The sequence below is a fragment of the Bradyrhizobium sp. HKCCYLS2038 genome, assembly GCF_051167655.1.
In the GTDB taxonomy this organism is placed as follows: Bacteria; Pseudomonadota; Alphaproteobacteria; order Rhizobiales; family Xanthobacteraceae; genus Bradyrhizobium.
This window is the reverse complement of the sequence record NZ_JBNPTM010000006.1, coordinates 357,483-372,437: the sequence shown is the minus strand read 5'-3', so window position 1 is coordinate 372,437 and position 14,955 is coordinate 357,483. Positions and strand designations below refer to the sequence as shown.

Annotated in this window: 8 protein-coding genes; 4 read left to right on the top strand and 4 right to left on the bottom strand. The window is 66.1% G+C overall.

Annotated features, from left to right (window positions below; all coding sequences use genetic code 11):
* The first annotated feature begins 14 nt into the window (after window positions 1-14).
* Entirely contained in the window at window positions 15-689 is a 675-nt protein-coding gene (locus ACQR1I_RS26880; RefSeq protein ID WP_434869256.1) for a GntR family transcriptional regulator, read from the top strand.
* Window positions 690-748: 59 nt separating this feature from the next.
* Here ACQR1I_RS26880 and ACQR1I_RS26875 read toward each other — a convergent pair whose 3' ends face one another.
* Window positions 749-2,437: a sensor histidine kinase gene (locus tag ACQR1I_RS26875; RefSeq protein ID WP_434869257.1), complete on the bottom strand. Its 1,689-nt coding sequence runs from the start codon at window positions 2,435-2,437 to the stop codon at window positions 749-751.
* A 740-nt stretch (window positions 2,438-3,177) separates the two neighbouring features.
* On the opposite strand from ACQR1I_RS26875, the gene ACQR1I_RS26870 reads away from it, so the two are divergent.
* Window positions 3,178-3,327: a hypothetical protein gene (locus tag ACQR1I_RS26870; RefSeq protein ID WP_434869258.1), complete on the top strand. Its 150-nt coding sequence runs from the start codon at window positions 3,178-3,180 to the stop codon at window positions 3,325-3,327.
* A gap of 227 nt (window positions 3,328-3,554) precedes the next feature.
* Here the strand turns inward: ACQR1I_RS26870 and ACQR1I_RS26865 are convergent, their stop codons facing one another.
* On the bottom strand, window positions 3,555-4,442 hold the full coding sequence (locus ACQR1I_RS26865; protein ID WP_434869259.1) for a LysR family transcriptional regulator: 888 nt from the start codon (window positions 4,440-4,442) through the stop codon (window positions 3,555-3,557).
* 111 nt (window positions 4,443-4,553) lie between these two features.
* Between ACQR1I_RS26865 and ACQR1I_RS26860 the strand changes: the two genes are divergently transcribed.
* Together ACQR1I_RS26860 and ACQR1I_RS26855 are read left to right on the top strand one after the other, a co-directional pair.
* A complete protein-coding gene (locus ACQR1I_RS26860) occupies window positions 4,554-6,146 on the top strand; it encodes an NADH-quinone oxidoreductase subunit L (RefSeq protein WP_434869260.1) in 1,593 nt (530 codons plus the stop codon).
* A gap of 13 nt (window positions 6,147-6,159) precedes the next feature.
* Complete coding sequence (locus ACQR1I_RS26855; RefSeq protein WP_434869261.1) at window positions 6,160-8,700, top strand: YbcC family protein; 2,541 nt, start codon at window positions 6,160-6,162, stop codon at window positions 8,698-8,700.
* 1,403 nt (window positions 8,701-10,103) lie between these two features.
* Here ACQR1I_RS26855 and ACQR1I_RS26850 read toward each other — a convergent pair.
* Together ACQR1I_RS26850 and ACQR1I_RS26845 are read right to left on the bottom strand one after the other, a co-directional pair.
* A complete protein-coding gene (locus ACQR1I_RS26850) occupies window positions 10,104-12,911 on the bottom strand; it encodes a di-heme-cytochrome C peroxidase (protein WP_434869262.1) in 2,808 nt (935 codons plus the stop codon).
* A gap of 142 nt (window positions 12,912-13,053) precedes the next feature.
* Complete coding sequence (locus ACQR1I_RS26845; RefSeq protein ID WP_434869263.1) at window positions 13,054-14,847, bottom strand: adenylate/guanylate cyclase domain-containing protein; 1,794 nt, start codon at window positions 14,845-14,847, stop codon at window positions 13,054-13,056.
* Window positions 14,848-14,955 lie beyond the last annotated feature (108 nt).

Below are 14,955 nucleotides of genomic sequence, written 5' to 3'. Positions count from 1 at the left end.
CGAGACGTGAGTCGATGTCCGCAAGCGCCACCCACACCGTCTACGAACAGCTGCGAGCCAACCTGCTCGCCGGCCTCTACCAGCCCGAGGAAAGGCTGAAGATCAGCGAGCTCGGGTCGGCCTTTTCGGTCAGCACGGGGGCAATCCGGGAAGCGCTGGCGCGGTTGACGGCGGAAGGGCTGGTCATCGCGATGCCCCAGCGAGGCTTTCGCGTCGCGCCGGTCTCGGTCGGCGATTTGCGCGATCTCACCGACATGCGCATCGAGATCGAGACCAAGTGCCTGCGCCGCGCCATCGCCAACGGCGACCTGGCGTGGGAGACGTCCGTGGTGGCCGCCCATCACCGGATGGCCGCGACGCCGATCGCTGCCACCGACGGCAGCTTCTCCTCGGCCTGGAGCGTCGCGCACGACAATTTTCATGCGGCACTGGTCCAGGCTTGCGGCAGTGCCTGGATGATGCGGGTGCGCGCGCTCCTGTTTGCGCACAACGAGCGCTATCTCGATCTCGCGCGCAAGGCCGACGGTGGCAACCGCGATGTCGCGCGCGAGCACCGCGAGTTGCTGGAGGCGGCGTTGGCGCGCGACGCCGACAGCGCGGCCGCCCTGATGACGGCGCATCTCTGCAGGACCCGGGACACGATCGAAGCCGCGCTGCTCGCCACGGCGGCGATGAACGTGCCACGATGAATTTCGGTTGCGGTCCTGCCCGCGCATGAGCGCAGGCGAGCGTCAACCGTGGCACGCGCTCAACCCGTCAGCCTCACCTCGGTCCGGTCCGCGTCCGCCACCCCGAGCCGCATCGTGCAGCGCAGGCCGGCCGGGTCGAAATCGAGTTCGACCGACCAGCCGGTCTCGGAGCCGAACATGCCTGTGATCATCCTGGTGCCGAAGCCGCGCCGGGTCGGCTTGCGGACCGATGGTCCGTCGCGCTCGATCCAGGACAGGCGGACGATGCCGCGTTCCTGCCCGGTCCAGGAGATGTCCAGCTTTCCGGACGGCGTCGAGAACGCACCGTATTTGGCGGCATTGGTGCTGAGCTCCTGGATCGCCGCCGACAGCGCCAGCGTCGGCTTGGGCGGCAGCAGCAGACTCGGGCCGCTGATGGTCAGGCGATCGGGACCCGCATAGGGAGCGAGCGTGCGCTCGACGATCGCCCTGACGTCGGCGCCGACCCAGTTGTTCTCCGTCAGGAGATTGTAGGCCTCGGACAGCGCGAGAATGCGCCCTTCGAAAGCGGCGACGTAGTCGTCGACTTCGCTGGCGCTCGCGCGCGACAGCCGCGCGATCGACTGCACGGTGCCCAGCGTGTTCTTGACGCGGTGATTGATCTCGTCGAGCAGATCACGCTGCTGGCGGAGCGCGCTCGCCAGCTCGCCGCCGACCTTGAACAGCACCCGCTTCATGCGATTGACCTCGGCGATCCGTCCCATGTTCGGCGCTGTGGCGCCGGCCTGCAGCCCCGACACGTAGCGCTCCAGGTCAGCGAATTCGGCGACGAAGCGGTGCGTGAGCAGCCGCGCCAGCAGCATGCTGAGCGCAAAGGTGAGGACGGTGAGTGCGACGATCCATTCGACGGTCCGGTGCAATGGTCCGTCGATGACGTCGCGGGGGACCGCGAGGTTGACGGTCCAGCCGCTCTGGTCGGAGCGTAGCAGCGACGTGTAGGTGGCGACGCCGGACCGCGACACGGCCTTGATCCACCAGCCGGAGGCCTGTCCGATGTGGGCTCGCACCGCCGGAATGGTCGGCTGCCCGATCAGATCGTCGTTGCCGAGCAATGGGCGCCGGGCCAGCAGCAGTCCCTGCGGGTCGATGATGCTGCCGACCAGCCCTGACGAGACGTAGTCGTCGAGCAGGGTCGACAGATAGCGGGGCGACAGTCCGACGTTGAGGGCGTAGCGGACTTGGCCGTCGATCCGCACTGGCACCGCGATCGTGACGATGGGCTGGCCGTCGACCACCGCCTTCTGCAGGCCGGAGACCTGCGGACGCCCGGTGTCGATCGCCCGCCGCTCGGCGTCGAAGGCGACCCGCTTCGGCAGCGGGGTCCCTGGATCCAGGCGGGTGTTGACGAGTTGCTGGCCGTCGGGCGTGTACAATGCGATCGCCACGCCGCCGATCAGCTTCACGGAATCGATCGCGTGCGACCTGAATTCGTCGAAGCGGCCGTTTGCGAGCAGCGGCGACAGTGCCAGGATCTGCAGATCCTCGATGATGTTGGCGACCCGGAGCTCGGTCGCGTTGCGCATCAGCCGGAGCCGGTCCTCATACTCGACCTTGCGATTCTGCGAGGACTCCGCGACGAAGTGATAGGCGAGGAACGCCGCGCAGGCCGCAATCGGGATGGAGGCCGCGATCGCCAGAATGAGGAGATAGGCCGAGATCGGCCAGGTGCCGGACCTGGCAGCCCTCCGCAATGCTCCACGAAAAACCACGTCTCCTCCCTGCTGCGTCGTTCACCGCTTCCGGCCGCGCGTCGTCGGTTCTGCCCTGCAAGGAAAGCTGCTGCCTGCCACGATACCCGAACTCTGATGCGGAACTTTTGTTCCAGCGAGTCTGACGCGCTTCAGCCGCTGCTCACAAATTGCGTTGTCGTGCGCGTCTGTCAACAGCACCGTCGCGGGCCAGCTCGCCTTGGTACGGTCGGCATGTGCACGCGCCGCGCGGCCCGCGCGGCCCGCGCGCTGCGCTGGTTCGATGTTGCGAGCGTGTTCGCATCATCGGTCCGTCCTCTTCCGATCGGGTTCATGTGCGCGACTAATGAGTTCGAATGCGGTCTGTTAGTTGGCTTGCTATCATCGATGCATCGATGCTGCTACGGAGGGGACCGCAGTCGGATCGTCGGCGCTCCACAGCCTCTTGTCTGTGGCCACGTCATGCCGCCGGGTGTCACGTATTCGATCGCGCCAAACGTGAAAATGACGATATGGAGCCGCAAAAATTGCGCTTCGTAGGGCGGGTGTGTGGAGCAGGACTCAACTTTCTGGTGAGTAAGAGCGGTCGCATTCTCGAAGTAATACAGCACCGTCGTCAGCGTTAAGCGAACTTCATGCCGAAACGGCGGAAGGCTCAAGGATGCGTTCACCACGCGGTCATCTGTTCACATCTGGAAACCAGCCAGTAACGCGCCGTCTCCTCTAGTGCTGCCACTAAGAACATTCACGAGGAGACATTCATGGTCATGATAATCGCACGTAAGCTTGTTGGACCTCACGCACTCAATTCCGGTTTTGGCCTGGTGACGATGTTCACTTTGACGGGCGTCGTCGCTTCTCTCGTGCTGGCTCAGCACGGTGTGAATCTCAGTCCGCCGGCGATGTTCTGATCACTGTGCCCCGACGACATGCCTCGCTCCCGATTCGAACGATGGATTGGGGGCAGGCCATTTGTGAAGCCTCGCGGGTGGGCGCCGCGCAAGACATTTCCCTGACGCAAGCGGCCGCATCCTCCCGGCGCATGATTGGCCGGCGCACCTCGTCTTCGACCGATGCGCGCGAGCAGAATGAAGCTCGGTCCAGCCACCCCCGCGTTTATCTGTAACGCTGATCCTGCCTAAGCCGTCTTCCTGCCCCGCGATCCGATCAGTTCGGCCACCAGCGGGTTGGGATAGCGGCGCTGCTGGCTGACGGCGAAGAACTGCTCCTTCAGTGCGCTGAGGCGGGCGCGCTCGACCAGGACGCCCGACCTGAGCTCGTCGATCACGACGATCGACGGCACCAGCGTGACGCTGCCGCTCTCGCGCGCCATCAGGCGCAGCATCGCCATGTCATCGACTTCAGCGGCGATCACCGGGCGAATGCCGCTGGCGCCGACCAGCGCGTCGAAGGCGGAGCGCAGCGCACTGCCCCGGCCAGGCAGGATGATCGGCGTCGTCGCCAGATCCTGCGGGAAGCGAAAGCGGGCGGGCTTGGGCTGCTTGCGGCCGACCAGGCTGACGCGCTGCTCGTCGATCAGTGCATTTTCGAAATTGCTGCGCGTGTCCGGCGCCGCCGGATGGTTGGCGAGCACGAGGTCGAGCTTGTGGGCGTCGAGCTGCTCCAGCAGATCATTGAACAGGCCGGTGCGGATGATCAGCTCGACGTCGCCGCGGCCGATCAGCGGCTTCAGGAACGCGATCTGGAAGTTGCGCGACAGGTTCGCCGCCGCGCCGACCCGCAGCAATTGCCGTCCCGGGCGTAGGCCGGACAGCGTCTCGATCAGCTCGTGGCCGGACTTGAACACGCTGCCGGCATAGTCGAGCGCGATGCGTCCGGCCTCGGTGAGCTGCAGGGTGCGGCCGACGCGCTCGAACAGCTTCTGTCCGAGCTGATCCTCCAGCGCCTTGACCTGCACGGAGAGCGAGGACGGCGAGACGTTGAGCCGCCGTGCCGCCCGGCTCATGCTGCCTTCGCTGGCGATGATCCAGAAATAGCGCAGATGATGGTAGTTCAGGTGCGGCATGGCATCGTTCTATATTTTATAACGATCAGGTTCAATGATTGAAATTTTAGGAAGGCTCCGGGGCGGCTAAGAACGGCGGCCGTCTCATTTGATCGAACCGTCCGGGCCGCCATGAACCAGCTCCTTCCTTGCCTTGCGGCGCTCGCGCCGCTGACGCTCGCCGTGACAGCGCTTGCCGGCACCGGTCCCGCGGCCGATGTCCGGACGGTCACCCGACGCGCCATCCTGGCAGCGGCGGCCGCCTTCGGCGTCGCGACGGCGGCGAGCCTCGCAGCCGCCGTGCTCGGGGCCGGACGGACGCCGCTGCTCGGCGCCTACGGGCTCGGGCTGTCGCTGCAGCTCGACGCGCTCGGCGCGATCATGATCGTGCTGGTCGGCTTCATCGGGCTGGTCGTCGTCCGCTACAGCCGCAACTATCTCGACGGCGACCCCGGACATGTCCGGTTCACGCGCTGGCTGCTGCTGACCGTGGCCGCGGTGCTGACGGTGCTGATCTCGGGCAATCTGGTGCTGCTGCTCGCCGCCTGGGTCGCGACCAGCCTGGCGCTCGGCAGGCTGCTGCTGTTCTACGATACACGGCCGGCCGCGATCCGCGCCTCGCGCAAGAAGTTCGTCGCCAGCCGGCTCGGCGATGCCTGCCTCGCACTCGCTTCGCTGCTGCTCTACATCCGCTTCGGCACGCTGGAGATCGGCGCTCTCGCGGCGCAGGCCCACGGCGGCGCGGCCGGCTCGGGGCTCGTCACGATGGCGGCGCTGCTGATTGTTGCGACGGCGATGCTCAAATCCGCGCAGCTGCCGCTGCACGGCTGGCTGATCGAGGTGATGGAGACGCCGACGCCGGTGTCGGCGCTGCTGCATGCCGGCATCATCAATGCCGGCGGCTTCCTGGTGCTCCGGCTCAGCGACGTGCTGCTGCTGGCGACGCCCGCGCTCGACGTGCTCGCGCTGGTCGGCGGCGCCACCGCGCTGTTCGGCTCGCTGGTCATGCTGACGCAGAGTTCGGTGAAGGTGCAGCTGGCCTATTCGACCGTCGCGCAGATGGGCTTCATGCTGCTGCAATGCGGGCTCGGCGCGTTCTCGGCGGCGCTGCTGCACATCGTGGCGCATTCGCTCTACAAGGCGCATGCCTTCCTGTCGTCCGGCAGCATCATCGATCTCGCCCGCGCGTCGTGGACGCCGAGCCCCGGCGGCCAGCCGCATCCCGCCCGGCTCGTCCTGGCGCTCGCCGCCGTGATCGGCCTGGCGCTGCTGACCGGGTTCGCCTTCGGCATGACCCTGCGCAGCAATCCGGCGCAGATCGCGCTCGGCTCGGTGCTGCTGATGGGGCTGGTGCACCTGATGGCCAATGCCATCGACGAGCGGCCGAACGCCTTCGTCGTCGCCCGCGCCGCGGTGACCGCGGTCGGCGTCGCGTTGATCTACTTCGCGCTGCAGGCTGCGACGGCGTGGCTGGTCCGTGGCAGCATCTCCGCGGCACGGCCGGTCGACGGCATCGTGCCGATGCTGATCGCGGTGGCCGTCGTGATCTCGTTCGCCGCCGTCACATTGTTCCAGAACCAGATGATGCGCCGTGCCGACGCGCCGTTCTGGATCGCCGCCTACGTCCACCTCCGCAACGGCCTCTATCTCAACACGCTCGCCAACCGCCTCGTCCTGACGCTGTGGCCGCGCCGGTCCGCCGTGCGCCTCCCGTCCAACCCGTGATCCGAGATCTGTCATGACCCGAGCCGCCCTCGCCCTGTCTACGATCGAGCCGATCGATGCTCCCGCCGATGCCGGGCTGATGGCCCGGATCGATGCAGCCTGCCGGCGCGTCGCGCCGCTGTGGCCGCTGAAGCACTTCGTCGCGGTCAACCCGTTTCTCGGCTTCACCGGCCAGAGTTTTGCTGCGACAGCCGCGACGTTCGACCGTGTGGTTCGGACTCGCATGCTGATGCCGCGGGCGTTCTATCGCGGGGCGATCGAGGATGGCCGGATCGACGATGCCGCGCTGGCGCAGGCACTCGGTGCTCACCCGTCGACGGGACTCGATGTCGATCAGTTGAAGCAGAAGGCGCAGGCGCAGCCCGTGCCGTCGTCGCCGCCTGCGGTCGTGGCGACGGTCGCGGAGGTGCTGGACCGGCTGGCCAAGGGTGATCGCGACGTCTCGCTGGTCACGTTCATGATCGACGAGATCTCGGCGTTCTGCGCCAGCTATTTCGACGAAGGCCAGGCGAGCTGGCCGAATCCGGTGCGCAAGCTCAAGCCTTACGCGGCCTGGCGCAAGCTCACTGCTTATGATCGCAATCCCGAGGTCATGGGGCTCGCCGGCTTCCGCAAGGCGATCGCCGAGCTGCCGACCGATCCGGTGGACGCGATCGGCCTCATCATCGACCGGCTCGGCATTCCCGAGCGGGCGGTCGAGGACTATCTGGTGCGGGCGCTGTTCGACATCGGCGGCTGGTCGGCCTATGCGCGCTACATCGGCTGGAGCGTCGAGCTGGACGGCGGACGCGACGACACCTTGCTGGAACTGCTCGCCATCCGGCTCGCCTGGGGTTTTGCGCTGTTTCAGGCGCGCACCGACGAGGCGTTCACGGCGGCCTGGGCGCAGGCGATGGCGGAGGCGGCCAGGCTGCCGGCCGATCACCGGCTCGACGAGACGCCCGAGCTCGCCATCGATCTCATCCTGCACGAAGCCTATGAGATCGCCTTCCGGCGCAAGCTGATTGCGCAGCTCGCGCAGCACGGTTCGCGAACCGCCGTCGCGCCGACGCCAGCGCGCCCGCCGGTGCAGGCGGCCTTCTGCATCGATGTGCGCTCGGAGATCTTCCGGCGGGCGCTGGAGACGGCCTATCCGGACGCCGAGACCATCGGCTTTGCCGGCTTCTTCGGCTTCCCGATCGAGTACGTCCCGATCGGCCATACCAAAGGCGGCGCGCAGTGCCCGGTTCTGCTCAAGCCGGCCTTCATCGTCTGCGAAGCCGTCAGGGATGCCGACGGCGTCGAGGAGGCCGAGGTGCTCGGCCTGCGGCTGTTGCGGCGGCGGGCCGCGAAGGCCTGGAAGTCGTTCAAGGTCTCGGCCGTCTCATCGTTCTCCTTCGTCGAGACCGCGGGCCTTGGCTTCGCCGCCAAGATCGCAACCGACAGTGCCGGCGTGACGCGGCCGGTGCCGTCGCCGGTCGTCGACGGTCTCGATCCGGAGATCGCCGCGCGCGTGCAGCCGCGGCTCACGCCGGGCGAGCTCGGCGGCCGCGTCACCGGCTTCGACGACGCCCAGCGCGTCGCGATGGCCGAGGCGGTGCTGAAGGCGATGTCGCTGACCGGGCCGTTTGCGCGGCTCGTGCTGCTCGCCGGTCACGGCAGTACCACGGTCAACAATCCGCATGCGTCGGGGCTCGATTGCGGCGCCTGCGGCGGCCACACCGGCGAAGCCAATGCGCGCGTCGCCGCGGCCGTTCTGAATGACTGGCGGGTGCGCGAGGGACTGCGCGCCAAGGGCATCGACATCCCGGCCGACTGCTGGTTCATCGGCGCGCTGCACGATACGACGACCGACGCGGTGACGCTGTTCGATGAGAGCGACGTTCCGGCCGTTCTCGCGCCGGATCTCGCGCGGCTGAACGTGAAGCTCGCCGACGCCGCGCGGCTGGCGCGGCTCGAGCGCAGCGTGCTCCTTGGCATCCGCGACACGTCCGGCGTCGATGACGCCGTGATCGCGCGCAGCCGCGACTGGTCGCAGGTGCGGCCGGAATGGGGACTCGCCGGCAACGCCGCCTTCATCGCCGCGCCCCGCGCCTTCACGTGCGGCCTCGACTTCGGCGGCCGCGCCTTCCTGCACTCCTACGACGTCGCGCGCGACGAGGGCTTCCGCACGCTCGAGCTGATCATGACGGCGCCGATGGTGGTCGCGAGCTGGATCAATCTGCAGTATTTCGGCTCGTCGGTGAACAACGCCGCGTTCGGCAGCGGCAACAAGGTGCTGCACAATGTGGTCGGCCAGCTCGGTGTGCTCGAGGGCAATGCCGGCGATCTCAGGACCGGATTGCCCTGGCAATCGGTGCATGACGGCACCAGCTTCATCCACGAGCCGATCCGCCTCAACGTTGTGATCGCCGCGCCGGAGAGCGCGATGGACACGGTCATGCAGCGCCATCAGGGTGTGCGCGACCTCGTCAGCAATGGCTGGGTCATGCTGTATTCCTTGGATGAACGGGGGACGGTCCGGCGCTGCCTCCGGCCCGGTGTTTGGACCGACGCGGGGGCTGGCGGCTGGTAGTTCGAAGCTGGACTATGACACCGGTCGGTTCATCTCCGCGACGGCGCCATCGTAGCTTGTGGTATTCGACTAAGCGAATGAGCGCTGTCGAGAGTCCAATTAAGCAAAAAGTCATCGCGCGGTCGCTGCGCATCCAACCCGGCATTCACCAAGCGCGGCGCTTTCCATTTTCTGAAACTTTGTCGTAATCATCCGCCTCCCATGGTTCCATCGGTTCAATCAGGAGGAGCCTCGAGTGATTACGTTAGCGACCAATCTGTCGGTGAGCAGCACCCGTGAATCCGGATTCGTCTGGGTTGCTCTGTTCGGATTAGTAGGCTTGGTGGCCTCTCTCATGCTCGCTCAGCAGGGCGTGGACATCAGCCCGGCGATGTTCTGACCATCCGGGGATCGGGCCTTCCCGCCTTGCCTTCGAGAGGCGCGGCGGAGGCCCGTCCCCCTGAGTTGCCCCTTGCGGCAACACGCGGACGCATTGCTGATTTGCCCGTCGGCCACGCCCGGCGAGAGGCTGTCCAGCTCCCGCGCAAAAAATATTCCCATTTACGAATTTCGGAATTCGTGTAGTCTGCGCGTCGTCCGGCTTCTGCGAGGAGGGGCGTATCGCGGTCGTCACGAACGTCGGAGGCTGGATGCGGTGGGCGCGACGGGTCGCAGCGTGAGTCAATCATGCCGACGAACGATCCGGTGCGCACGGCGAAATCGCGTGGTCCTGGCGCCCCGATGCTGGCGTCAAGCCTGCTGCGCTCTCTTGACGAAGCGCGCGGGCGACGGTGGCGAAAAGCCTGGTACACCGGGGAGAGCGCGTATAAGTCGTAAAGCTATCGCGCGGGGAGGGCCGGGTCGTCCGGCTGACCTGTGGTTCCTGCCGCCTGCATTTTTTTCGCAGGCGGGCCACGGGCCTCAGTCGAGGTCCGGCCTTCCCTGCGCCCTCCCGTTATTGTCGAGGGCGATCGCCGACAAAGCTCGGACCTCCAGGCCGCGAGAGCGCGATCGCATGGTTGTGCGGTTGTTTGTTCGTTGAACAGGCGGATTGGCAAGCTACCGCTGACAGTGCCGCCAAACGTACATGTCGCTGACGAGGTAGTGCATGGTGCTCGATCTCTTAGAACCACGAGCGGTGCGCTCCCCTCCCCCTCTTGCGGGGAGGGGTCGGGGGTGGGGGACCACGAGTCGAAATCTCTCGATGAGAACTAAGTCCCTACACGACAGCCGCGTTGAACCTGCAGTTCAAATTACAGTCGGTGGAACTCACCGGGCTCCAATGCAGCGCATCGCCCGGGGGACCCCCACCCCCGACCCCTCCCCGCAAGGGGGAGGGGAGCGCACCGGCTTCGTGGTCGAGATCTCGCCTATGCAACGGCGTTGCTCATTTCGTCCCGAGAAAGACCCGCCGTCTCGTATCCTCACAGCGTCTTCAGGTACTCGATCAGGTCCCAGCGGTCCTGCTCGGAGAAGGCGCCGCCGATGATGCCGTTCGGGTAGTCCTTGTTGGGCTTGGCGGGACCTTCGAAGGAATGACCGAGCGTGCTGTTGCCCTTGATCGGCTTGCCGCTGGAATCCTTGGTCCTGAACAGCGTCTGGCCGACCTTGCAATCGCTTTCGCCGCCCGAGGCGACGGCGAAGCCGACCTGCTTCGGGTCGTAGTCGCGGGCGCCCTGGCAGAACGAGGTCGGCCGCTCCGCGGCCGGTGTCAGCATCCAGTACAGCGAGGGCACCGAGCCGTTGTGCAGATAGGGGGCGGTGGCCCAGACGCCGTTGAGCGGGCGGGCGCGATAGCTCTTGCCGGCGGGGTTGGGACAGTTCTTGCGGTCGCCCCAGAGCGCGGTCCGCTCGGCCTCGGAGAGATTGCGGTCCTCCATCCACTTGTCGCCGGTCTTCTGCACGACCGTCATCAATGCCAGCGCGTAGGGCATCTCGGTGGTCGACCCCTGCGGCAGGCCGCAGCCCTTGAGGTCTTCGGCGGGGTCGACCTCGAGGAAGCCGGCCACCGTGACCTTGCGGGTGGCGAGAATGCTGGCCTGTCCGGGATCGGTCTGCATCGCCTCGACCGGTTTCTGCACGAGATCGAGCAGCGGGCCCTTGGCATTCCAGCCCTTGCTCTCCCAATCCTCGGCCGGCTTGATCTTCCAGAAGCTCTTGTCCGGATAGGTCTTGTCGAACACCGGATCGGCGACCGGGCCGAGATGGCATTCGACGCAGATGGCGGCGTAGAGCTTGCGGCCGCGCTCGATGCGTCCGGCATCGAGCTTCCACGCATCGTCGTCGGCGAACAGCTTCTCCGGCCATTTCGGCGAAGTCAGGCCGCCAAAAGCGGGGGTCGTCGTTGCGAACGGATCCGGGCCGCGCAGCATGTCCTCGATGTGCAGCAGGTTCTCGATCGCGATCGACGAGCGCCACAGTCTGTCGCTGGCTGGCTCGGGCGAGACGTTGAGCAGTGCGGAGACGCCGAGCGCCTCGCCGGCGTTGCGGATCAGGGGCTGCGCGATCGAGCCGTCATACTGCGCCCACGAGAACCAGGGCACGGTCCAGATCGGCGGATAGGACACCGGAGCATCGATGGCCTCCTGGTTGCCGAGCATGTTCGGCAGCCCGCTCACGGCCATGTCGAGGTAGAACACCTGATTGCCGATGCGGTTGAGCGCGTCGAGCCGGCCGAAGCCTTCCTCCGTCTCGGTCTGGCCCTTGGCGGCGATCGTGTTCTTGTAGTTGTTGGCCTGCATGTTGAGCGCGAAGTCGGTCGCGGCCTTCAATCCCTTCTTCAGCGCCTCGCGATCGGCATCGGAGGCATTCGGCCCGAGCACGCGGTCCGCAAAGCGGCTGAAGCGGCCGGGCACGTATTGCGTGAAGATCATCGCAAAGCCCATGGCCTCTTCCAGCTTGCGCAGGTCGACCATGCCGGGGCCGCCGTCGAAGCGGACGCTGACACCCTTGTAGTGAATGCTGCCGGAGTGACAGGCTGCACAGGTCAGGCCGATCTTGTCGGATTGCGCGGCGCCGGTGCCGGGATCGGTTACGCCGGAGAGTTTTGCGAAGCCGACCGGCAGGCCGCCTTCATTGCCGGCCGGTGTCGGCTTCAGTCCTGCGGGCAACGCCGGAGCGATGGCCGTCTTGGCGATGGTATTGGCCGCATAGCCGAATGGACGGAGTGCACTGGGGTCGCCATCGACGCTCTTGGGGCTCGGAATGAAACCGAAGCGTTCGAGATAGGCGGTGTCGGAGATCAGACCGGGCGTGCCGAACAGCGACAGATAAGGCTGCTCCATCGCCATGAACCAGGTGTAGGGAATCGGAAACGTCGCTGTGCCCTGCGTCACGTGATGGAACCAGTGCCGGTCCTTGGTGGTCCAGCCCTGGTCGAGCCAGTACGCCGCCTTGGTCGGCTCGACCGTGGGCAGGGCGGGTGGGATGAACGCGGCGGCCTTCGCGGGCAGGATCTTGCTGAGCTTGTCGCTGACCGGGTCGGGCGCAACCATCCAGGCCAGCAACAAGGCGACCGCTGCGACGATCGCGCCGCCAACCAGCGCCTTGCCGATGCGAACGATGAGGTTGGCGGGCTTCGGCTTCGTCATCAGCCGCGCCATGATCCGCTGCGGGAAACGGCGCTCGACGAACAGGGTGCGGACCTCGGTCACGGAGAGATAGCGGCCGTCACCGTCGCCCTTGCCGAAAATCTTCAGCAGGACCGGCCACTCGCCCTCCATCAGCTTTGGATAGTACCAGCGGGCCTCGTCGCCGGCGCGCGTCATATTGGCCGCCATGAAGGTGTCGATCTGCCTGGCGTTCAGGCCTCGCTCGGTGCCGCCATTGGGATCGGGATAGTCGGAGCCGAAGCTTGCCAGCCGCTCGATTTCCTCGGGATGCACCTTGGCCTCTGCATCGAGGATGCGCGAGCCCGCGCCATGCTTGTCGAGTGGCCCGTTGCGCAGCTGGTCGAGATCGGCCCCGGAGAACAGGCTCTTCAGCAGACGCAGCGGCGACAGACCGTTGGCGATCAGCGCGACGCCGAAGGTCTGGAACCCGACCACCCGCTTCTTGAATCCGGTTTCGCCGCTCGCAGCCTCGATCCGGCCGGCGATCGTCTTCAGCGGAACGCTGTGGCCGTCGACGAGGCCGCCGGCCACCAGGGCACGCAGGAACGGGCAGGGATTGTCGGACGAGACCGGGATCGGTCCCGGCAGGGCGTCACGGACGCGGGCGCTGTCTTCTTGCATGGAAAAACATCCTTGGAATGCAGCGAGTCATGAAAAACGAACGAGAGAAACGAGATCGCGGCAGGCCGGCGCTAAGGCGCAGGCCGAGCAAGCGTTATCAATACAACCGTAGACGATGAAGTACCCCTGTCCGGTGTCAACCTCAAGTCGTCGTGCCGAATTTGGCCCTCGGTTCGACGAGCGTCAGCTTCGTCGGGGGGATGCCGGCCTTGCCAAGCCCGTCGCGATAATGCGCCACGTCGGCCGGATTGCTCCAACGCAGATTGCTGATCAGCCGCTCGACCGTCATCCACGGATAGACGCGCAGCAGGGCGGCGACGGCGTCGGCGGCCTCCGCGGTGCGGCCGAGCTGGGCCAGGGCAGCGGCCTGGATGGACAGGCACTGCAAATGGTTGGGGTTCTGGTAGTGCGATTCCCGTGCCCAGGACAGTGACGCGTCGTACTGCCCGAGCAGGTAATGGCTGAAGGCGCTCAGCACCGACCATTGATAACGCGGATCGCTGTTGCCGCGCTGGGCGGCGATCGAGAACAGGTCGATCGCCTCGCGATGACTGCCCTTGACGAAATGACAGACGCCGAGCACGCCGCGCGCGCCCATGTCGTAGGAATTGAGCCGCAGCGCCTTCTCGGCGGCCTCCATCCCGGCCTCGACCTGTCCCTGCATCGCGTGGACGTAGGCCAGCAGCGAATAGGAGAACGACGCGCGCGGGTCGAGACGGACGCCGGCCTCTGCGAGCGTCATCGCCTCGTCCCACAACAGGCTCGTGTTCCTGATCCAGCCGAAATGAATGCCCTGCAGCAGGATGGTGCCGAGATAGGTATGGGCAATCGCCAGGCCCGGATCGAGCGCGATGGCTTCCCGGAACAGCGTAATCGAGGTTTCGTAGTCGGCCTTGGTCGGCCGGTAGTAGTGCGAAAGCCCGCGCAGAAAGCGGTCCCACGCGGTCAGGTCGGTATTCACGAAGCGGACAGGCACCGAGGCTTCCGCGCGGTAGATCTCCGGAATGAGGGCCGTGCAGAGATTGGCGGTGATGTCGTCCTGGACGGCGAACAGATCGCCGATATCGCGGTCGTAGCGGCCGACCCACAGCTGCTCGCCGCTTTCCGGGGTCACCAATTCCGCGGTCACCCTGACCTTGTTGCCGGAGCGCCGGACCGATCCCTGGATCAGATAGCTCGCATCGATTTCCCGGGCGATCAGCCGGCCGCTCAGCCCGGCATTCTTGAACACGAAGGTCGAGTTCCGGCTCAGCACCCGGAAGAACGATTGCAGCGAGAGTGCATGGATCAGGTCCTCGGCCAGTCCATCCGAGAAATAGTCGTCGGCCTCGTCGCTGAGGTTGACGAACGGGAGCACGCCGACGATCGCAGTGCGATACTGCCCCGGCAGCCCCGCAGCCGAACGCGGCTCGCGGCCCTTGTCGGCCCCGGGCGACCAGGTCCAGACGTGAATGGTTTCCTCGATGTTCTTGAAGCGGAACGGGCCGCCATTAACGAAAGCAACCTTCAGGTGCTTGTTGGCTTCGAGGTAGGCTTTCTCGGACACCGCGATTCCGCCGGGCTGAGCCGCCGCCTCGAGACGAACCGCGGTATTCACGCCGTCACCGAACACTTCGCCTTCGTCGAAGATGACGTCGCCCATGTTGACGCCGACGCGGAACTCCATGACGCGGTCAGCCGGAAGATGGGAGTTGCGCTCCGCCATCAGCAGCTGCATCTCGATGGCGGATTCGATCGCTCCGACCACGCTCGGGAACTCAATCAGAAACCCGTCGCCCGTGCTTTTCACCACACGGCCGCCGTGATTGAGGATGATCGGGTGAATGGCGCTGCGATGGGCCTTGAAGGCGGCGTGGGTGCCCGCTTCGTCGGCGCCCATCATCCGCGCGTAACCGGCCACATCTGCACAGACAATGGCGGCCAGCCGTCTCTCCATCGTTATCTTGCTCCCGGATTGGGCGATACCACGGCAGTCCTACTGAAATCCATGTTTTTGGGTCAAGAATGTGCGGGACATATGGCCGCGCAATGGCTCCGCTGGCAA